The organism is Cupriavidus sp. 22TCCZM04-2, assembly GCF_057798895.1.
Map to the genome: position 1 here is coordinate 15,811 of NZ_JBYOJS010000017.1, position 20,085 is coordinate 35,895.

At 67.3% G+C, this 20,085-nt stretch carries 18 protein-coding genes; 10 read left to right on the forward strand and 8 right to left on the reverse strand.

Going from position 1 to position 20,085, the window contains the following annotated elements; all coding sequences use genetic code 11:
• Nucleotides 1-65: 65 nt before the first annotated feature.
• Genes AC3FKG_RS22345 through AC3FKG_RS22355 form a run of 3 tightly spaced genes read left to right on the forward strand, consistent with a single transcriptional unit; the run spans nt 66 to nt 5,709 of the window.
• Nucleotides 66-1,424 carry a TolC family protein gene (locus tag AC3FKG_RS22345; RefSeq protein ID WP_483711899.1) on the forward strand — a complete coding sequence of 453 codons (1,359 nt, stop codon included), beginning with the start codon at nt 66-68 and terminating at the stop codon, nt 1,422-1,424.
• A gap of 2 nt (nt 1,425-1,426) precedes the next feature.
• On the forward strand, nt 1,427-2,587 hold the full coding sequence (locus AC3FKG_RS22350) for an efflux RND transporter periplasmic adaptor subunit (RefSeq protein ID WP_488744150.1): 1,161 nt from the start codon (nt 1,427-1,429) through the stop codon (nt 2,585-2,587).
• 5 nt (nt 2,588-2,592) lie between these two features.
• A complete protein-coding gene (locus AC3FKG_RS22355; RefSeq protein WP_488744151.1) occupies nt 2,593-5,709 on the forward strand; it encodes an efflux RND transporter permease subunit in 3,117 nt (1,038 codons plus the stop codon).
• Between the two features lie 93 nt (nt 5,710-5,802).
• Here the strand turns inward: AC3FKG_RS22355 and AC3FKG_RS22360 are convergent, their stop codons facing one another.
• The 3 genes from AC3FKG_RS22360 to AC3FKG_RS22370 all read right to left on the reverse strand — a co-directional run bounded on the left by AC3FKG_RS22360 (nt 5,803) and on the right by AC3FKG_RS22370 (nt 7,959).
• Entirely contained in the window at nt 5,803-5,985 is a 183-nt protein-coding gene (locus tag AC3FKG_RS22360) for a hypothetical protein (RefSeq protein WP_483711896.1), read from the reverse strand.
• 130 nt (nt 5,986-6,115) lie between these two features.
• Nucleotides 6,116-7,342 carry an MFS transporter gene (locus AC3FKG_RS22365; RefSeq protein ID WP_488744152.1) on the reverse strand — a complete coding sequence of 409 codons (1,227 nt, stop codon included), beginning with the start codon at nt 7,340-7,342 and terminating at the stop codon, nt 6,116-6,118.
• Nucleotides 7,343-7,605: 263 nt separating this feature from the next.
• Nucleotides 7,606-7,959, reverse strand: coding sequence for a hypothetical protein (locus AC3FKG_RS22370; protein ID WP_483711894.1), 354 nt, complete (start codon nt 7,957-7,959; stop codon nt 7,606-7,608).
• 299 nt (nt 7,960-8,258) lie between these two features.
• On the opposite strand from AC3FKG_RS22370, the gene AC3FKG_RS22375 reads away from it, so the two are divergent.
• The 3 genes from AC3FKG_RS22375 to AC3FKG_RS22385 all read left to right on the forward strand — a co-directional run bounded on the left by AC3FKG_RS22375 (nt 8,259) and on the right by AC3FKG_RS22385 (nt 11,326).
• Nucleotides 8,259-9,983 (forward strand): methyl-accepting chemotaxis protein, encoded by a 1,725-nt coding sequence (locus tag AC3FKG_RS22375; protein ID WP_488744153.1) that lies wholly within the window; start codon nt 8,259-8,261, stop codon nt 9,981-9,983.
• A 319-nt stretch (nt 9,984-10,302) separates the two neighbouring features.
• Complete coding sequence (locus AC3FKG_RS22380) at nt 10,303-10,884, forward strand: acyloxyacyl hydrolase (RefSeq protein ID WP_483711892.1); 582 nt, start codon at nt 10,303-10,305, stop codon at nt 10,882-10,884.
• A gap of 85 nt (nt 10,885-10,969) precedes the next feature.
• Nucleotides 10,970-11,326, forward strand: coding sequence for a DUF2880 domain-containing protein (locus AC3FKG_RS22385; RefSeq protein ID WP_483711891.1), 357 nt, complete (start codon nt 10,970-10,972; stop codon nt 11,324-11,326).
• Nucleotides 11,327-11,389: 63 nt separating this feature from the next.
• Here the strand turns inward: AC3FKG_RS22385 and AC3FKG_RS22390 are convergent, their stop codons facing one another.
• On the reverse strand, nt 11,390-14,032 hold the full coding sequence (locus AC3FKG_RS22390; protein ID WP_483711890.1) for a bifunctional diguanylate cyclase/phosphodiesterase: 2,643 nt from the start codon (nt 14,030-14,032) through the stop codon (nt 11,390-11,392).
• A 133-nt stretch (nt 14,033-14,165) separates the two neighbouring features.
• Here AC3FKG_RS22390 and AC3FKG_RS22395 point away from each other — a divergent pair, with 133 nt between their 5' ends.
• The gene (locus AC3FKG_RS22395) at nt 14,166-14,780 is read left to right on the forward strand and encodes a nitrogen fixation protein NifQ (protein ID WP_483711889.1); all 615 of its coding nucleotides are present in this window, start codon (nt 14,166-14,168) and stop codon (nt 14,778-14,780) included.
• A gap of 93 nt (nt 14,781-14,873) precedes the next feature.
• On the opposite strand, the gene AC3FKG_RS22400 is transcribed toward AC3FKG_RS22395, so the two are convergent.
• Together AC3FKG_RS22400 and AC3FKG_RS22405 are read right to left on the reverse strand one after the other, a co-directional pair.
• Nucleotides 14,874-15,212 (reverse strand): hypothetical protein, encoded by a 339-nt coding sequence (locus AC3FKG_RS22400; protein WP_483711888.1) that lies wholly within the window; start codon nt 15,210-15,212, stop codon nt 14,874-14,876.
• Nucleotides 15,213-15,528: 316 nt separating this feature from the next.
• Nucleotides 15,529-15,711, reverse strand: coding sequence for a hypothetical protein (locus AC3FKG_RS22405; RefSeq protein WP_483711887.1), 183 nt, complete (start codon nt 15,709-15,711; stop codon nt 15,529-15,531).
• A 363-nt stretch (nt 15,712-16,074) separates the two neighbouring features.
• On the opposite strand from AC3FKG_RS22405, the gene AC3FKG_RS22410 reads away from it, so the two are divergent.
• Nucleotides 16,075-16,218, forward strand: a complete 144-nt coding sequence (locus AC3FKG_RS22410; protein WP_483711886.1) for an entericidin A/B family lipoprotein — start codon at nt 16,075-16,077, stop codon at nt 16,216-16,218.
• 86 nt (nt 16,219-16,304) lie between these two features.
• On the opposite strand, the gene AC3FKG_RS22415 is transcribed toward AC3FKG_RS22410, so the two are convergent.
• Nucleotides 16,305-17,315: an AraC family transcriptional regulator gene (locus AC3FKG_RS22415; protein WP_483711885.1), complete on the reverse strand. Its 1,011-nt coding sequence runs from the start codon at nt 17,313-17,315 to the stop codon at nt 16,305-16,307.
• A 158-nt stretch (nt 17,316-17,473) separates the two neighbouring features.
• On the opposite strand from AC3FKG_RS22415, the gene AC3FKG_RS22420 reads away from it, so the two are divergent.
• Together AC3FKG_RS22420 and AC3FKG_RS22425 are read left to right on the forward strand one after the other, a co-directional pair.
• On the forward strand, nt 17,474-18,652 hold the full coding sequence (locus AC3FKG_RS22420; protein ID WP_483711884.1) for an acyl-CoA dehydrogenase family protein: 1,179 nt from the start codon (nt 17,474-17,476) through the stop codon (nt 18,650-18,652).
• A complete protein-coding gene (locus tag AC3FKG_RS22425) occupies nt 18,649-19,242 on the forward strand; it encodes a flavin reductase family protein (RefSeq protein WP_483711883.1) in 594 nt (197 codons plus the stop codon). The genes AC3FKG_RS22420 and AC3FKG_RS22425 overlap by 4 nt, the downstream gene beginning before the upstream one ends.
• Here the strand turns inward: AC3FKG_RS22425 and AC3FKG_RS22430 are convergent.
• Nucleotides 19,220-20,065, reverse strand: coding sequence for an EamA family transporter (locus AC3FKG_RS22430; RefSeq protein WP_488744207.1), 846 nt, complete (start codon nt 20,063-20,065; stop codon nt 19,220-19,222). The two genes, AC3FKG_RS22425 and AC3FKG_RS22430, sit on opposite strands and share 23 nt — an antisense overlap.
• Nucleotides 20,066-20,085: the final 20 nt, after the last annotated feature.

Below are 20,085 nucleotides of genomic sequence, written 5' to 3' on the forward strand. Positions count from 1 at the left end.
TTGCGTGCGCGAGGGCGGGGTCGCGGCGTGGCGCGGGCAGCCGTATCGCTTGCTTTCCAGACTCAATGACAAACACCAAGCTGACCCTGATCGCGTCGCTGTCGCTGGTGGCGTTCGCCGCCGCGCCGGCGCAGGCCAGCGACGACCTGCGCCCGCCGGCCGCCGTCGTCCTCGCCGCCAGCAACCCCGCGCCCGCGCCGTCCGCCGTCCCCGCCGGCCCGTCCTACGGCCTGAACGATCTGCTGGGCATGGCGCAATCCACCAACAAGGGCGTCGAGGCCGCGCAGGCCAACGTCGATGCCGCCAATGCCGCCATCACAAGCGCACGCGCCTATCCGAACCCGCAGGTCGAGGTGATGTATGGCCGCCTGCAAGGCAAGCAGCCTGGCGTTACCAGCGGCAATGCGCCGACCTACGCCATCACCCAGAAGCTGGACTACCCGCACCAGCGCAGCCTCCGCGAGGACATGGCCTCGCGCGGCCTGGAAGCATCGCAGGCGCTGCGCCAGGGATTCCGCGCCGAGCTTGCCGCGCGCGTGAAGACGGCCTACTTCGAAGTGCTGCGCCGCGAGAGCGAGCTGCAGGCCGCTTCCGAAGACCTGGCCATGACGCGCCAGATCCATTCGCGCGCGCGTTTGCGCGTGGAGGTGGGCGAGGCGCCGCGCTATGAACTGATCAAGGCCGAAACCGAACTGCTGGCCGCGCAGAAGAGCCAGCAGACCGCCGAGCTGCGCGTGAACCAGGCCAAGGCCGCGCTGCGCCAGCAGGTTGGCGGCGCGATGCCCGCTCAGTTCGGGCTGGACGGCAACCTGGGCCACGCGCCCGAGGTGCCGCCGCTGCCGCAGCTGCGCGGCACCCTGAGCGCGAGCAATGCCGAACTGAACCAGCGCCGCATGGAACTGGAGCGCGCGCGCCTGGGCGTCGATTACCAGCGCTCGCTGCGCTGGCCGGAAGTGGCCGTGCGCGCGAGTACGGACCGTCAGCCGGACAACAACGTCTCGCAGATCGGCCTGGTGCTGACCATTCCTCTGTGGGACCGCCGCAGCGGTCCGGTGGGCGAGGCCACGGCCCAGGCCACGCAGGCCCGCAGCGCGCTGGAAGCGCGCGAATTCGAGCTGGCGCAGGAACTGGAGACCGCCTACCGCCAGTACGAGATCACCCAGTCGCAGGTGACCGCGCTGGAGTCCGGCATCGTGCGCGAGGCCGAGTCCGCGCTCAACGTGGCCGAGTCGGCGTACCGCTTCGGCGAGCGCGGCATTCTCGACTACCTGGACGCGCAGCGCGTGCTGCGCGGCGCGCGCAATGACCTGATCGCCGCCCAGTTCGACCTGCAGGTCGCCGCCATCCAGATCGAAAAGCTCATGTCGACGGCGCCGGGCACCACGCCCGCGGGCCAGCCGTCCTCCACCATCCAGAACCGATAACCATGCGTCCCAATTCCCTGCTTTCGCTGACGGCCGTCGCCGTCATGGTGTTTGCCCTGGCGGGCTGCTCGAAGGAGCCTGTGCAGGCCACCGAGGCGCCCAGGCTGCCACCCGGCGTGGTCAAGCCCGAAGCCAACCTGATGAAGACGCTGAAGGTGGCGCCCCTTGCCACGTCCCCGTTCAGCGAGATGCTGCGCGTGGCCGGCCGCATCGATTTCGACGAGCAGCGCGTGTCCCGCGTCGGCGCCAGCGTGACGGGGCGCGTGACCGACCTGTACGCAGCCCTGGGCGAGGAGGTCAAGGCCGGCCAGGTGCTGGCCCGCCTGCACAGCACCGAACTGGGCGCCGCGCAGATGGCCTTCCTGAAGAGCGAGGCGCAGCACGAACTGCAGGCCCGCAATGCCGAGCGCGCCCAGCAACTGTATGCCGCCGACGTGATTGGCCGCGGTGAACTGCAGCGCCGCCAGAGCGAGCTGTCGATTGCCTCGGCCGAGATGCGCGCTTACCGCGACCAGCTGCGCGTGCTGGGCATGTCGCCGGCGGGCATTGCCGAGCTGGCCAAGAACGGCAGCATCAACTCGCATTCCCCTGTGTATTCGAGCATCAGCGGCACGGTGGTGGAACGCAACGTGGCGCAGGGCCAGGTCGTGCAGCCGGCCGATGCGCTCTACACCGTGGCGGACCTGTCGCGCGTGTGGGTGGTGGCCGAAGTGCCCGAGCAGCAGGCCGCGCAGGTGGCCGAAGGGCAGAGCGTGGAGATCGAGGTGCCGTCACTGGCCAACGGCAAGGGCGCACAGACCATTACGGGCAAGCTGATCTATGTGGGCCGCACGGTGAATCCGCAATCGCGCACGGTGCTGGTCCGCACGGAACTCGACAATCGCGAGGGTCGTCTTAAGCCGGCCATGCTCGCCAGCATGCTGATCGCAAGCAAGCCGGTCGATCAACTGGTGGTGCCGGCGTCGGCGGTGGTACGCGAAGGCAATGACGAACTGGTCTACGTCGAGATGGCGGACGGACAGTTCCGCCAGACGCGCGTCAAGCTGGGCGCGGAGAGCGACGGCATGCGCGTGGTGCTCAATGGCGTCAAGGCCGGCGACCGTGTCGTGGTGGATGGCGCATTCCATCTCGACAACGAGCGCAAGCGTCTCGAACAGGGCTGAGCACCATGATGAAATCCCTAGTTGAAGCGGCCATCAAGCAGCGGCTGGTGGTATGCGTGCTGGCCGTGGTGCTGTTCTTTTTTGGCCTGCGCGCGGCCACCAGGCTGTCGGTCGACGCGTTCCCGGACGTGACCAACGTGCAGGTGCAGATCGCCACCGAAGCGACGGGGCGTTCGCCCGAAGAGGTGGAGCGCTTTGTCACAGTGCCGGTGGAGATGGCCATGACCGGCCTGCCCGGGCTGGAAGAGATGCGCTCGCTGAACAAGGCCGGCCTGTCGCTGATCACGCTCGTGTTTACCGATGCTACGGACGTCTACTTCGCGCGGCAGCTCGTCATGGAGCGCCTGATCGAGGTATCCGGGCGCATGCCCGAAGGCGTGACGCCGGTGCTCGGTCCGGTCTCGACCGGCCTTGGCGAGGTCTACCAGTACACGCTGGACCGGTCCGACGACGGCAACCGCGAGCTGACGCAGGAAGAACTGGCCGAGCGCCGCATCGCGCAGGACTGGGTGGTGCGCCCGCTGCTGCGGTCGATCCCCGGCGTGGCGGAGATCAACTCGCAGGGCGGCTACGTGCGCCAGTACCAGGCGCTGGTCAACCCGGAGCGCATGCGCCACTACGATGTCTCGATCCAGCAGGTCTACCAGGCTCTGGCTCGCAACAACGCGAACTCCGGTGGCGGCGTGCTGCCGCACTACGCCGAGCAGTACCTGATCCGCGGCGTGGGTTTGGCCAAGGGCGTGGACGATCTTGGCAGCATCGTGCTGAAGGAAGTCGCCGGCACGCCGGTCTACCTGCGCGACGTCGCCACCGTCACCATCAGCCATGAGGTGCGCCAGGGCGCGCTCGTGAAGAACGGCCAGACCGAGGCGGTCGGCGGCATCGTCATGATGATGCGTGGCGGCAATGCCAAGGAAGTGGTCAGCCGCGTGAAGGCGCGCGTCACGGAGATCAACGCCAAGGGCATGCTGCCCGGCAAGCTGCAGATCGTGCCGTACTACGACCGCAGCGAACTGGTCGATGCCGCGCTGTGGACGGTGACCAAGGTGCTGCTGGAAGGCGTGGTGCTGGTCGTGATCGTGCTGTTCCTGTTCCTCGGGGACGTGCGGTCGTCGGTCATCGTGCTCGCCACGCTGGTGTTGACGCCGTTGCTGACCTTCATCGTCATGAACCGGATGGGGCTTTCGGCCAATTTGATGTCGCTGGGGGGGCTCGCCATCGCGATCGGCCTGATGGTGGACGGCTCGGTGGTGGTGGTCGAGAACGCGTTCGAGCGGCTGGGCCACAAGGAGCCGGGGCTGACCAAGACGCAGATCCTGGTGAAGGCCGTGCAGGAAGTGGCCACGCCCGTGATCGTCGGCGTGGGCATCATCATCCTGGTGTTCCTGCCGCTGATGACGCTGTCGGGCATGGAAGGCAAGATGTTCGCGCCGCTGGCGTTCACGATCTCGATCGCGCTGGCGATCTCGCTGTTCCTGTCGCTGACGTTGTCGCCGGTGCTGAGTTCGTACCTGCTCAAGGGCGGCGCGGAGCATGACACGAAGCTCATCGCCTTCATGAAGCGGCACTACCTGCGCATGCTGCACTGGGCGCTGAGCAACAGCCGCAAGACGGTGATTGGCGCAGTAGGTGCCTTTATGCTGACGCTGGCCATCGTGCCGCTGCTGGGCACGTCCTTCATCCCGGAAATGAAGGAAGGCTCGATCGTGCCGGCCATCGACCGCGTGCCGAATATCTCGCTGGAAGAGTCGATCAAGCTGGAGAAAGAGGCCAACAAGCTGGTGCTGAGCGTGCCCGGCGTGAAGTCGGTGGTGTCGGGCGTGGGCCGCGGCGAAAGCCCGGCCGACCCGCAGGGCCAGAACGAATCGACGCCGATCGCCAGCCTCAAGGACCGCGACGAGTGGCCCGATGGCTGGACGCAGGATGACATCGCCAACGCCATCCGCGAGAAGCTCAAGGCCATCCCTGGCGTGCAGATCGTGATGGCGCAACCGATTTCGGACCGCGTCGACGAGATGGTCAGCGGCGTGCGTTCGGACGTGGCGGTGAAGGTGTTCGGCGACGACCTCGACAAGCTGCGCGAACTCGCGGGCGAGATCGCGCGGGTCGCCGGCGGCATTCAGGGATCGCAGGACATCCGCATCGAGCGCGTGTCGGGGCAGCAGTATCTGTCGATCGAGATCGACCGCCAGGCGATTGCGCGCTACGGGCTCAATGTGTCGGACATCCACGACATCATCGAGATCTCGATCGGCGGCAAGCGCGCCACGGACATCTTCGAAGGCGAACGCCGCTTTGCCGCGGCCGTGCGCCTGCCCGAGGAGTTCCGTGGCAATGTGCAGGCGATCCGCCAGTTGCTGGTGTCGACGCCCAACGGTATCCAGGTGCCGCTGCAGAGCGTGGCGAAGATCGAGGTCAACGACGGCCCCGCGCAGATCAGCCGCGAAATGGCCAAGCGCCGCGTGGTGGTGATGATCAACGTGAAGGATCGCGACCTCGGCGGCTTCGTGGCCGAACTCCAGCAGGCCGCCGGCGCCAAGGTCAAGCTGCCGGAAGGCTATTACCTCGAGTGGGGCGGCCAGTTCCAGAACATGGAACGCGCCATGGGCCACCTGAAGATCATCGTGCCGGTGACCATCGCGGCGATCTTCTTCCTGCTGTTCCTGCTGTTCAACTCGCTGCGTTTTGCCACGCTGATCATTACGGTGCTGCCGTTCGCGTCGATCGGCGGCATCATCGGGCTGTTCGTCACGGGCGAATACCTGTCGGTGCCGGCGTCGGTGGGCTTTATCGCGCTGTGGGGCATGGCGGTGCTCAATGGCGTGGTGCTGGTGTCGTACATCCGCACGCTGCGCGATTCTGGACTGTCCTTGCATGAGGCGGTGGTGCAGGGCGCGACCCAGCGTTTCCGGCCGGTGATGATGACGGCGACCATCGCCATGCTCGGCCTGGTGCCGTTCCTGTTCTCGACCGGCCCCGGCTCGGAAGTGCAGCGCCCGCTGGCGGTGGTGGTGATCGGCGGATTGATCACGTCGACGTTGCTGACGCTGGTGATGGTGCCGACGTTGTACCGCTGGTTCGACGACCGCAAGACGGACCCGACCCGCGATGTGCCGGTCTGACGCGGTCATGCCGTGATGCGGTCGCGATGATCGGAAAAAAGGCGCTTCGCAGGTTACGCGAAGCGCCTTTTTCTTTGGCTGCTTGCCCGTGTGTTACGACACCGAAATCACCTTGATGTCTTCCCATTGGGGATGCAGCAGCCGCAGCGTGGCCAGGATGGCCTTCGGGTCCTCCGCATGGCGCTCGGACAACGCGACGGCTTCCGTGGTGGTGATGACCGGCTTGCGGCCCTTCTGGCGATATTCGATCTCGACGCTCTTGGTGACAAATGACATGGCTGGCTTTCCGGGAAGTGGTTGCCTGGCCCGGGGACGACGGTCAGGCAGGAACAATAACGGCAGGCCGGCGCGAGACTTTTGATTCGGGCAAATACGGAGTGTCAGGTCATTCCCGGAAGGCGCCCGTTCAGGGCCGTTCGGTGGCGAAGTACAGCAAGGCCAGGATCGGCAGCGCGACACCGATGCCACTGGCCAGCGGCCAGCCGCCGTGCGCATACGCCCAGCCGCCAATTGCCGAGCCCAGCGCGCCGCCGACGAAGAACATGGCCATGAACACGCCGTTCAGCCGGCCGCGGTGCTCGGCGCTCAGCGAGAAAATTGCCCGTTGGCTGACCACCAGGCTGGCCGAGACACCAAAGTCCAGCACGATGGCGGCGACGGTCAGCATGGCCAGTGCAAACATCGATCCAGGCGTGCCGGCCAGCCCGAGCAGGAACGATCCCGCGCCAAGCAGCAAGGCAAGGGCCGTCATGCGCCGCCCGCGACCGCGGTCCGCCAGCCGCCCGGCGATGGGGGCGGCGATGGCACCCGCCACGCCGGCCAGTGCGAACAGCGCAATGCCGCGCTGCGTCAGGCCGAAGCCTGGCCCGGAAAGGTAGAGCGGCACCGTGGTCCAGAACAGGCTGAAAGCGCCAAACATGCTGGCCTGGTACGCGGCGCGCCGGCGCAGGACTGGTTGCGTGCGCAGCAGTTGCCACATGGAAGCCAGCAATTCGGTGTAGTGCACGCCCGGCGGCGGCGCGCGCTGCGGCAGGCGGCGCGACAGGATGAACGACAACAGCGCCATGACCACGGCCGACAAGGCAAAGATGGCATGCCAGCCCCAGAGGTCGGCCACGATGCTGGCGATCGGGCGGGCCAGCATGATGCCCAGCAGCAGGCCGCTCGTGACATTGCCCACCGCGCGTCCGCGCGCATGGTCGGGCGCAAGGTGGGCGGCAAACGGCACCAGCACCTGCACGGCCACGGAGCAAAGCCCGATCAGCCAGGCCGCCAGCAGGAAGGTAAGCGCATGCGAAGCATAGGCCGCAGCGGCCAGCGCCACGGCATTGCCGGCCAGCAGCCGGCATACCAGGCGGCGGTTTTCCACCAGGTCGGCCAACGGCACCAGCAACAGCAGCCCGAGGCAGTAGCCGGCCTGGACCAGCGTGACGATCAGTCCGGCCGAGCCGGGCGACAGCCGAAGCGCAGTCGCAATCGGCCCCACCAGCGGCTGGGCGAAGTACAGGTTGGCGACGGTGATGCCGCAGGCGGCGGCGAGCAGCGGTATCACCCAGGCGGGGACGGACTGCGGCGGCTCGATCGGGCGCGTGCCCGATGCGGTGGCCCCGCCGGTTTCGGATTGGACGGTCATGGCGATCTTCAGCTGGGCGGCAGCGGGTGCCGGTTCTGGTGTGTCCGGCGCCCGTTCGACATGGCGCCGGCGCCACCTTTACATCCGGGGCTGGATGCAGGCGGCTTGTAGTGGGCGGCAGGTTAGCACTGATGCGGCCGCCGTGCAGGCGGCCAATCGCCACGGTTCCAAAGGGGGATGGGAACAGGGGGATGCGTGGGACGGCCTGGTACGCGCACGATGCGGACCATCCGGAGCGCCGGATGATCCCGCGTGGCTCCCCGTCAGCGCCGCTTCAGCTCGCCCAGGTAGTAGTTGACCTCGGCCAGCAGCGTGGTGTGGAAGGTCTCGGGCAACTGGCGGTCGTCGGTCATGCACAGCAGGTCGTCGACGCGCCTGCGGAAGGCGCTTTCCACGCCGTCGCGGCGTTCCGCCGGCATGCCCGCGCACAGTGCGGCCAGGAACTCGCGCAGCACCAGCAGGCGCGCGCCGTACTGCACCATGGCATCGCCCTGGGTCTTCAGGCTGCGCGAAAACTGGTCGGGAACGGCGTCCGGCGCGGCTGACTCGTGGGTCGGCTCCGCGGCGTGTTCCGTGCAAGCCTGCAGCTTGCCGGTCAGCATGGATTTCCTGAACATGGCGGGCCTCCGTGAGAGCCACTAACGCCCGGCGCGCGCCAGACGACGGTAACGTGAATCTTGATGCCCGCGACAATGCCAGACTGTTCGCTAGCCGACACTCGAATCTTGGGGGCGGAAGGTTGTCCTTTGCGGTGCATCAATGATCCTGGCGCCAGGCATTACATCGGGCGACCCGCTGCCGTTAAGGCCCGAAAGACCGCGCCGCGCAATGTCCGCCAAGGCGCGCACCGTGCCCGCGCACGCAGGCGGGCCGTGAGTATCGGGGGTTCAACCAGCCGGCAATTCAAGTATCCGCCATGAGTCAGTTTATCCATACGATCAAGTTCAGGATCCTCCTGGTGTTCGGCGTCTGTATTGCGCTGATGCTGGGCATCGGGCTGTTCGCGCTGCAGACCATCGCCAGCCTGAACCGGAACATGCAAAACGCCTACGAGCAGAACACCGTGGCCATCGGCCAGCTGGCGGAGGTGCGCGTGGCGCAACTCCATATCCGTCGCTTGCTGTGGAAAATCCGCGCGACATCCGAGGGCGCCACCAGCGAAGACATGGCGTCGGTCCAGGCGCATCGCACGAAGATGCAGAAGGGCTGGCAGGATTACTATCCCGCCCGGGTCACGTCCGGGGACGAGCGACACGTCGCCGACGCGCTCGACGCCGCGCTGGGCCGTTTCGCGGATCTGGTCGCGCAGGAGGTGCGCCTGCGCGAAAGCGGCGACGCTGCCGCGGCGGCCCGCCTGCAGGACAACGAACTCGGCGCGGCCGGCGACAAGGTCGGCGAGCTGATCACGCGCAGCGTGGGGGTCAATCTCGAACAGGCCGCGGACTATAACCGCAGCAGTCTTGCCCAATCGCATACGGCGCTTTGGACCACGGGCGTGTTGATCGCGCTCGGCCTGCTGGTAACGGTGGCGGCGTCCTACCTGCTCCAGCGAACGATCACGCGGCAACTGCGCCGTTCCGTGGAAATCGCCGACGAGATTGCCGCGGGACACCTCGACCAGCGGATCGAGATCCGTTCGCGCGACGAGTTCGGACTGTTGCTGGATGCGATGGCGCGCATGAGCCGCCAGCTCGCGCAAACCGTGCGCGGCATCCAGGTGTCGAGCGAAGCCGTGCGCGTGGCCTCGCGCGAAATCTCCAGCGGCAATATGGACCTGTCGGCGCGCACGGAGCAGCAAGCGGCTTCGCTGCAGGAAACCGCGGCCAGCATGACGGAAATTTCGCAGACGGTCCGCATGAACGCCGACAACGCGGCCCAGGCCAATACGCTGGCAGGCAATGCCCGCGACCTGGCGCATGCCGGCAATACGGCGGTGCAGGCCATGGTGCAGACCATGGCTCGCATCAGCGGCAGTTCCGACCGGATTTCGGACATCACCACGCTGATCGAAGGCATCGCGTTCCAGACCAATATCCTGGCGCTGAATGCCGCGGTGGAAGCCGCGCGAGCGGGCGAGCAGGGGCGCGGTTTCGCCGTGGTGGCGGGCGAGGTGCGCGCGCTGGCACAGCGCTCGTCGGCCGCGGCCAAGGAGATCAAGGAGCTGATCGAATCCTCTGCCGGCATGGTCCAGGACGGATCTCGGCAGGCCGCAGAAGTCGGCCACACCGTGGGGCAGGTGATCCGCGCCATCCAGCAGGTCTCGGACATCATGGGCGAGATTTCCGTGGCATCCGGCGAGCAGAGCCAGGGCGTGGAGCAGGTGCACGTGGCCATCAGCCAGATCGACACGGGTACCCAGCAGAACGCCGCGCTGGTGCAGCAGTCGGCGGCCGCCGCGCAATCGCTGGAAGAGCAGGCCAATGCCATGGCCGATGCCGTTTCCGTGTTCCGGCTTGCCGGGGCGGGCGCGGGCGGGGCCATGGCAGGCCATGTGCCGCGCGTGCCGCCAGCCCCCGCCAGGGGCGCGGCAGAGGCCAGCCGGAGCCATGCGCCGGCGCTTGCGCGCCAGGCGGCTGCTGCACCACGAGCGGCCCGAGCCGAAGGTGCCGTCCAGGATGACGATGACTGGCAGACCTTCTGAAGGGGCACAATCGCCTAAATACGGCAGGACAGCGACAACTATTCGAGGCTTTGCAGCGATGGCACATCCCTAGAATCTCTGGCGTGGCATCTTGCTACACCCCCCGATTTCCAGCCCTTCTCGCGAGGGCTTTTTTTCGTCCTTCATGGTCCAGGGCGGTACATGAAGCCGGCACGTTGTTCCAAAAATGGAACACAGTGTGCAGCCGGCGAGGCTTCTGGGGGCGTGGTGAAAACCGCATAATGCCGCGTCACGGCCATTGCATCCGCTTCGCCGCGATGCGGCCGCAGATCCCCCGTCCCAACCCCGCCACACTGCCATGGTTAGCCCCCTTGCATCGCCTTGCCTGCCCAGCCGCCGTTTCGCGCTGGTTGCCGTCGCCCTGACCGCCGCGTTGTCGAGCGGCTTGTCCCATGCCGGGTCGTGGTTCGAGCCAGTGCGGCTGGGCGCGGCCGCGGGGGCTGGCAATGACGCGGCCATGGCGCGGGTGGAAGCCCGCTGGAACCTGAAGCAAGACCTCTGGGCCACGTCGTCGCAGTCGTTGCGCTTGCGGCTCGGTGTGGAAGCGTCGGCGGGCGTCTGGAATCCGCATGGCGGCGGCGGCCATGCTTTAGGCGATCTTGGCGTGACCCCGATCCTTCGCCTGCAGGGCGCAGGATCCAGTGGCGTCTTTGTCGAGGCCGGCGTGGGCATGCATGTCCTGTCGCGCACGCACCTTTCCGACGAAAAGGTCTTCTCCACGGCATTCCAGTTCGGCGACCGCGTGGCCGTCGGCTACCGCTTTGGCGACGCGCTGGACTCGGAGCTGGCGCTGCGCCTGCAGCATTATTCGAACGCCGGCATCAAGGAGCCCAACCCGGGCATCAACTTCTTCCTGCTCCAGTACTCGGCGCGCTTCTGAGCCCGCCGGCATGGTTTTCCTGATGGCAGCAGGGCGGGGCGCCGGCGCGTAGAATGTCGCGCTGCCACCTGTCCAGGAAATCCACATGACTTTCGTCTTGTCCCACCGAATCCGTGCGGCGCTTTCGGCGGCAGCCCTGTTGCTGGCTGCCGGTACGGCGCTGGCAGCCGATCTCGAAATGCCGCGGCCGCGCGGCAAGGACGAAGCCCCGGGGGCGCCGGTGGCCTGCAGGAAAGCAGTGCGGGAAAAGCTGCCGAATCCCGACCACTTCAAGTGGGATGGCAGTACCTATCGCAAGGTCGCCGAAGACGCCTACAGCGTGGTGGCCGATGTCGAGTACATAGGCACCGACGGCGCCCAGCGCAAGGCCAAGGTCCAGTGCGACGTGATCCGGGCGCCGGGCGATCAGTTCGTCGTGACCAAGGTCCGCCTGCCCGAATAGGGTTGCGAAGCCTTGTCCCGGGCCAACTGAGTCACAGTACAGCGTCACCAGAAGCCGCTGGCCTCAAGCCATGGCGCTTACGAAGGCCTCGAACGCGCTGGCGTCCACCGCCGGACAGAAGAAGTGGCCTTGCCCGTAGTCGCAGCCGGCCGCCAGCAGGATGTCACGCTGCGACTCGGTCTCGATACCCTCCGCAATCACGCGGATGCGCAAGGCATGCGCCATGCTGATGATGGCGCGGCACAAGGCCACGTCGTCCGGACCCCGCGTCAACGAGCGGATAAAGGACCGGTCGATCTTGATGTAGTCGATGTCCAGGTGCCGCAGGTAGGACAAGGACGAGTAGCCGGTGCCGAAGTCGTCGAGCGCGATCTCGATGCCGGCCGCCTGGAAGCGCGAGAGCTGGTCCATGACATCGGCGTTCTGCTCCATCAGCGAGCTTTCGGTGATCTCGATGATCAGGCTGCCCACCGGCACGTTCCTGCGCTCGATCATGCTGGACCAGGACTCGGGCCCGTTCGCCGGCGCGCAGAACTCCATGGGCGATTTGTTGACCGAGAGCTGGAAGTCCTTGCCCAGCAGCAGCTGCCAGCGCGCCAGCTGGTCCAGCGCTTCGGTCAGCACCCAGCGGCCGATGTCGATAATGAGGCCGGATTCCTCAGCAACGGCAATGAAATCGGCCGGGTGGATCGGCCCGCGCGTCGGATGGTTCCAGCGAATCAGGGCCTCGGCCTTGCAGACCTTGCCCGTGCGCAGTTCGACAACGGGCTGGTAGTGCAGCGCGAACTGCCCGGCCACCAGCGCCGTGCGCAGGTCCTGCGTGATGCGCAGGCGCTCCTTTTCCGCCTGCAGCAGCGCCGGGGTGAAGACCTTCCAGCGATTGCGTCCCTCTTGCTTGGCGGCGAGCATCGCCTGGTCGGCGCACACCTGCAGGGCCTCGGCGTTGTCCGCGTCCTTGGGGCAGGTGGCCACCCCGATGCTGGCCGACACCACCACCAGCTCGCCGGCCAGGTGGTATGGCGCGGCAATTCGCTCCAGGATCGCCTGGGCAATGTCCTCGGCAACGCCGGCATCGCCCACCGCGGGCAGGATCACGGTGAATTCGTCGCCAGCCAGCCGCGCCACCGTATCTGACGCGCGCACCGATGCCGCAATGCGCCGCGCTGCCTCCAGCAGCAACAGGTCGCCCTGGTCGTGGCCGAGGGTATCGTTCACCTCCTTGAAGCGATCCAGATCGATGAACAGCAGCGCCAGCACATCGTGCGTGCCGCGCGAACGCTCGATCTCCTGCTCCAGCCGTTCGAAGAACAGGCGGCGGTTGGGCAGATCCGTGAGCGCGTCGAAATTCGCCTGGTGCAGGATGACTTCCTGCGCCTGGCGCTTCTCGGTCATGTCATGGATCAGCGCGACGCGGCGGCGCTCGCCATACGCATGGGCCAGGTAGGTATCGACGGTCAGGTAGGCAGGAAACTCGCTGCCGTCCTTGCGCCGGATTGAGAGCTCGCCGCTCCATCTGCCCCTGGCCTCCACGGTTGCACGCAGGCGTTCGACCAGCCCCGCCGCATTGCCTTCGCCGCTGATGCTATAGCCCGAGCGTCCCTTGATCTCGTCGACCGAATAGCCGGTCGCGGCGGCAAAGGCCGGATTCACGTCGATGATGGTGCCATCGAGCGACGTCACCACCATGGCTTCGCTGCTGGACGAATAGACCAGCGAAGCCAGCCGCATCTCTTCCATATGGCGCCGTCGCTCGGCCATGGAGCGGCGCAGGCTGTAGTACAGCAGGCCCAGCAGCAGCGTGGAAGCCATGGCACCGGCCAGGGCAATGCGGCGATAGACCTCGTAGGGCGCCAGCACCAGGCCGACTGACTCGCCCACCACGAAATTGAGCCCGAATTCCGGCATGCGGTAATAGCCGAAGACCCGCTCCATGCCTTCGGAGCCCGATACCGCCCGATAGCTGCCGGACAGCGGCGAGTCGCTGGCGAGGTACGGCCTGTTGCTGACTGCCCTGGCCAGCGAACCCTCCAGGGCTGGCACACGCGCGATGACCTGGCCGGAATTCTTGATGACCGACGCCACTTCGCCGTCGCGGTTCGTGAACGTCTGCGCAAAGCTGGCGAACTGCTCCGGACTGACCGAGACCACGATCACGCCGTCGAAGCTGCCCTCGCGCAGGATGGGGCGCGTGAACTGGATCGACCACTTGCGCGAGACCTTGCCCTTCACCGGGTCGCTGATGAAAAGCATGTCGCTCCCGCCCGCCTGCTGATGGACCCGGAAATGCTCGCGCCCGCTCAGGTCGACTTTCTCGCCGGGCGCGGGCGGGGCGATGGACGAGTAGACGAGCAGGCCATGCTTGTCGATCACCGCCACCTGGAACGAGAGGTCCACCACCAGGTTCTCCCGCTCACGCACCATGTCGGTGAACCCCCGCGGGCCGGCCAGCCAACTGGCCCGCAGGTCGAGGAGAAACTCGGACAGCCGCAGGATGCCGGATTTCGAGTACGCGCTGAACGCCTGAGCCTCGGCCTGGGTGCGCTGTGCGGCGTCATGCAGCAAGCGGTCCCGCTCGCTGACGAGTTGAAACGCCACGAACGCCCAGGTGGCAATGAGCCACGCCGCTGCACCCAGGTTCAAGGGGGAAAAGACCTGCCGCAGGCGCCGTTGCGCCTTGCCATATCGGGTGGTCGAGGGTTCTGGCATCAAATGGGGTTCGCCGCACAGCGAGGAATCGACATCGATAGCAGGCTAGTCGAGGTCAGCGAACCCGACAAGAGCCCGCGGCGGTTCCGGGCTCGGCTTGACCATCGTTATATAGGCGTCTATATTGCGCTGCATGAACCATTCGCTGCTTCTGCTGGATGCCTTCGCCGTGCATCCGGGCCATCCGGTATCGCGAGCCTTGTCCGGCGTGCTGGAAAGCGCCGCCGCAGGATGTTTGCCGCGCTTTGCCCAGTGGCTGGGGCTGTCGCCTGCAGAGTTCCGTGGCATGCTCGACACCTGGTTCCCCGGTGCCGCTTCGGCCGGATGGGAGCCCGACGCGCTGCCGGTGGACCTCGCCATGCTGCCGTGCGAGTTCGGCGACATCGTGGAAATGCTGTGGGACGGCCGCTCGCAAGGGGCGGATGGCGTCCATGTCCGCTGGGCCGCGCACGCGCTTGCCTGCGGCTGCTTCGGCCGCACCCATCTCTGGCGGGACATGGGCCTCTCAGGCAGGGACGATGTATCCCGCCTGCTGCGGCAGACGTTCGAGCCAGTCTTTCTTGCCAACACCGCGGACATGAAGTGGAAGAAGTTCTTCTACCATCGCGTCTGCCAACGGCTGGACCTTCATCCTTGTCCCGAGCCCTCCTGCGCGGGCTGCGACCAGTTCGCGAATTGCCACGGCGCCGAGATCCGCGTGGCCGTGCCAGCGGTGGCGGCCGTGCCGATGGCCGGCAAGGTGGGCTGAGCCGCCCGCCCGGCGTTGCACCGGGCGGCAGGCCGGACCCTGCGCGGGGTCTGGCGGTCTGTTCGTCAGTTCAATTGACGCTTGCCGTAGCCATCATGGGGGATGGCTGCCCCGGCGCTGGCTGGGCCGTGCGATGCCCCAGGCGTCCAGCAGAGGCTGGAAGCTCGGACCGCCTTCGGCGTCGCGCGGGGGCACGCGACGCGCCGGAGGCAAGGCCCGGCCGGTCAGGCCGAACAGGCGCTCGGCCTGCGTCATGTCGTCAGCGGCCGGAAGCTGTTCGACGATGCCCATCTGCCGGGCGGATTTCAGTGCGCGCGTGAGTTCGGAAGCGGAGAGGCGGCACGCGCTGGCGAGTTGGTCGCGGCGCAGGGGGCCAGCATCCCGCAGGCAGGCCATCAGCGCGAGTACACAATCCCGGGTTGGTCGTTTCATGGTGGCTACGTCGGAAGAGCTTGCCCCGCGGCCCAATCCTTCGCTGGCCACGCCGCATCGAGCTACCCATTCTTCCGTAGCCCCAGCGCCTTGCCAATCGCATATCACAGTTGTTCACAATTGGCGCGCGCGTCTGGCGACGATCGTCGCCGTGGCTGCCGCGTTCAGGCCGCGGCGGCCAGCGCCGCCAATGGCTCGTCACGGCGGGCGCGCATCTCGCGCACCAACGCCTGTGGCGGCATCGTTGCCGCCGGTCTCGGCCGGCCCGCCGACCTGGCGCGCGTGGAGGCCATCAGCATGCCGAAAACAGGCGCGCTCAGTGACGGGTAGGCGGAATGTCCTGGGACGCAGCGCCCTGCGGCAGCAGAGTGCCATGCTTGCGCCAGCGGCGCTCCTGGGCGCGCTGCACTGCGGCGGCGATTTCATGGAGTTCCGCCAGGCGCGCTTCAAGTGCGTCGGGGTAGATGTCGTGCGGGCTGAACCTGAGGCGGAAGGGCATGGTGTTGTCTGTCGTATTGGATAGATGGTTTGGCTGCGACGCCGCCCGGCATTGACCATTGTCCCGGGGCATCGGGCGTGCTCGCCTTGCTGTTTCCAGTATGGACAGCACACAGGGCCGCACGCCAGGCCATCGTTGGCCGATTGACCTGACTCAACGCATTTCGCGCAATGACCTGTTGCGCGGGTTCCGTCCGCGGCGCGCCGTTCCAGCGGCATTCGATTTCCGCCGCCCTCTGACACCGTTGTAGGACGAATGCGGACTGCCCGCACGGTTTGCTGCTTGCTACGCTCAACTTAGCTGTCCGAACCCTTCATTTCGTTGCGGGCATGCCCACATCCACACGAAGCAAGGAGAATCGTCATGAGAAAGCTGTGCGCACTATTCGCCCTCGCCGGCATGCTGGTGATCACGGGCTGCAATACTATCCACGGTGCCGGCAAGGACATCGAACGCGGTGGCGAGAAGGTGCAGGGCGCCGCGGACAACACCAAGCAGAAAATGTAGCGCGGCCAGTCGTCAACCATCCTCAGGGGGCCCTTTGCGGTCCCCTGATTTATTTGCGAGTCGCGCTTGCGCAAGCGACGAACGGGTCACTGTGCCGTTGTGGCTTCCGGCGCTTGCGGCGCAGGGTCGATGCGATGGCGGCGCCAGCTTGCCGGCGGCAAGCCAAATTCGCGCTTGAACGCCCGGCAGAATGCCGCTTCGGAGTCATAGCCGACAATGCCTGCGACTTCGCCGATCGACTGGCTGCCATTGCGCAACGCCGTGGCGGCAATACGCAGCCGCCAGTGCGCCAGGTACTGCATCGGCGGCTGGCCGAGCAGGTCGGTGAAACGCTGCGCGAGCGCCGAGCGCGACAGGCCCACGCTACCCGCCAGTTCATCGACGGTCCACGGATACGCCGGGCGCGCGTGCATGCGTGACAGCGCGCGGCCGACGTAGCGGTCGCGCAGCGCCGCCAGCCAGCCGCGTTCACTTTCCGGCATGCCGTCGATGCAACGCCGCACCGCCTGCACGAACAGCAGTTCCGACAATTTCGCCAGGACCGTGGCACTGCCGGCCCGGGGCTCGGCCGCTTCCGACGTGGCGAACGCCAGCGCCGAGACCAGCCATGCGGATTCCACGCCGCGGTCCAGCCCCACCTTGAACAGGCGGGGCAAGGACGAGAGCAGCGGGTTGCCCAACATATCGTCGAAGGCAAGGAAGCCGCACACCATGCGCGTGGGGGTGCCTGCGCCGCCATAACTCACTCGCATGACCTCGCCGGGATTGCTCTCCATCATCCCGGCAACCAGGGGTCCGGCCGGGATCGGACTCAGGTGGAGATCGCTGCCGAGCACATGGGGTTCTCCTTGGGGCACGACCAGCAGTTCGCCGGCATCGACGCGCAGGCCTTGTCCGTCGCCGTCGGCCAGGCGGGCCCAGCAACTGCCTTCGGTGATGAGATGGTAGGACACGACCGGCCCCGTGCCAGGCAGGAAGGCGGCGCGCAGGCTGCTGTCGGCTTCGGAGATCAGGCACCACGGCGCCTTGAAGTCGCCGTTGAGAAAGACGGCACCGCTCAGTTGCACCGCGCGCAGGAGATCGGACAAGGCATCCACGGTCACTCCTTTCGCAAATCCGGCCAAATCCGGCGTTTTGCGCAAGAAAGCCGGAGGCCCGGTCAATGAAGCGGGCTGGCCGGGCTCCGATACTAGCACCGTGCCTGTCGCCAAACAACGGCGCGGGTACCCCGGCAATTCCGCAGGAGACCTATGCCATGGAAACGATCACCGCCCCCGATGCCAGCGCAGGTGCGCAGTCTGACTGGCTCGCGCTTGCCGCCTCGCTCGGCCGCACCTTCGACGAACGCGCCCCGGCCATCGATGCCCGAGACGCCTTCGTCAGCGCCAACTACGACGATCTCAGGGCGCAGCGTTTTCTGGCCGCGGCTGTGCCGCAGGAGTTCGGCGGCGCGGGCCTTTCCCATCAGGAACTGGGAGAGGTGCTGCGCGAGCTGGGCAAGTATTGCGGCTCGACTGCACTGGCCTTCGCCATGCACACGCATCCGGTGGCCACCGCGGCCTGGCGCTGGCGCAACCAGAAAGCGCCGGTGGAAGGGCTGCTCAAGCGTGTGGGCGGCGAGCAGATCGTGCTGCTTGGCAGCGGCGGGTCCGACTGGCTGCAGGGCAGTGGCACGGCGACACGCGTGGACGGCGGCTTCCGCATCGACGCGCACAAGGTGTTCGCCAGCGGTGCGCCGGTGGCGGACCTGTTCATGACCTGCGCCGTCCATGATGATCCGCAGGCCGGCCCTACCGTGCTGCATTTTCCGCTGCCGATGAAGACGCCGGGCGTGCGCATCGTGCCCACCTGGCGCGCCATGGGCATGCGCGGCACTGGCTCGCATGATGTGGTACTCGAAAACGTGCTGGTGCCGGACAGCTCCATTGCCGCGCGGCGCCCGCAAGGCGTGTGGCACCCGATGATGCATACCGTGGCGATGATCGCCTTGCCGCTGATCTATGCGGTCTACGTCGGCATTGCCGAGGCCGCGCGCGATATCGCGCTGCGGTTGGCGAAGCAGCGCCGCCTCTCGCCGCATGTGGTCGAACTGGCCGGCCGCATTGGCAATGAATGGGATGTCGCACGACTGGCGCTGGACGACATGTTCGCCGCCGCGGCCAGCCAGGCGCCGGGTGCCGTGACCACGAACCGGATCATGTGCGGACGCGCGCTGGCGGCGCGCGCGGTGCTGGCGACCGCCGACCTGGCCATGGAGCTGGCCGGTGGCGCGGGCTTCTATCGCGATGCCGGACTGGAACGGCGCTTCCGCGATGCCCAGGGCGCGCGCTTCCACCCGCTGCAGGCGGGCGCGCAACACGAGTACGCGGGCCGCATGGCGCTTGGTCTCGATATCGACGCGCCGCCCGGAGACGTGCGGGCGGCCGCGCAATGATGCCCGCGCTTGCGCCGCTGCCGTATGCCACCGAGGCCAGCAACGACAGTGGAGAGGAAGACGAGGACGATGCCAGGCAGGGCGCGCACTCGGCGGACGCGGTGCACTCGGTGCGCCGCGCCCTGCGCCGCGCGCTGGGGCAGTTCGCCACCGGCGTGGCGGTGGTGACGGCAACCGGGTCCGATGGCCGGCCCGTTGGCGTCACCATCAATTCGCTGGCCCCGGTGTCGCTGTCGCCGCCGCTGCTGCTCTGGAGCCTGGCGCTTGGCTCCGGCAGCCTGGCCGCGTTCCGCGCCGCGCCTTGCTACGCGGTGAACGTGCTGTCGCACACGCAGCAGGCCTTGTGCGAACGGTTTGCCACCAGCGGCATCGATCGCTTCCAGGGGGTGGCGCTATCGCCCGGGCCGTGCGGCACGGCGCTGATCGACAACGCGCTGGCGTGCTTTGTGTGCCGTCCGCGCAGCGCGCGCAAGGTCGGCGACCATGTGCTGTTCATTGCGGAGATCGTGTCCTACCGCATGAACCGGGGCGAGCCACTGGTCTTTCACGACGGTGGCTTTGCGGGCCTCAACGCTGCTTGCCCGCGATGACCAGTGCGATGCCGCCGAGCACGGCGGCGGCGCTGACCGCGAGCCGCAGCGACATGGTTTCGCCGAGCAGCGCCAGGCCGCCTGCCGCCGCGATCACCGGCACGCTGAGCTGGACGGTCGCGGCGGTGGCGGCCCTCAACCGCGGCATGACTGCATACCAGACCACATAGCCCAACCCGGAAGTCAATGCGCCGGACACCAGCGCACACGCCAGCCCGGCGCCATCCAGGCTGCGCTGCGCGTGCATCAGCAACGCCAGCGCAAGCGCCGGCGGCACGGCGCGCACGAAATTGCCGGCGGTGGTGGCAATGGCATCCGCCGCGCCGCGCCCGCGCAGCGAATAGATGCCCCAGGCGATGCCGGCCACGATCATCAGCAGCGAAGAGCCCGGCGGCGGTGCGGCCAGCCCTGGCAGCACCAGCCATGCCAACCCCCCCAGCGCCAGGGCCAGTCCCAGCCATTGCCCCGCGCGCAGCCGTTCGCCGACATAGAGCCCGTAGCCGGTCATGGTCGCCTGCACGGCCCCGAACAGCAGCAAGGCGCCAGTCCCCGCGGAAAGGTGCAGGTACGCGTAAGAGAATGCCGCCGCGTAGGCGAACAGCGCCAGCGCCGATGGCCAGTTGCCGCCGCCGGACAGCCGGCCCGGGCCATGGCGGAATAGCAGGATCAGCCACAACGCTGCCGCTGCGCTGACGACCCGGACCAGCGTGAAGCTGGCCGCGTCGATGGCCGTGCCCTTGAGCGCCAGCCGGCACAGGATCGAATTGCCGGCAAAAGCCAGCATGGTCACGGCCGTCAGCAGGGCGACGCGGCCCTGCGGCATGGCGGGCGCCGCGGCGACCG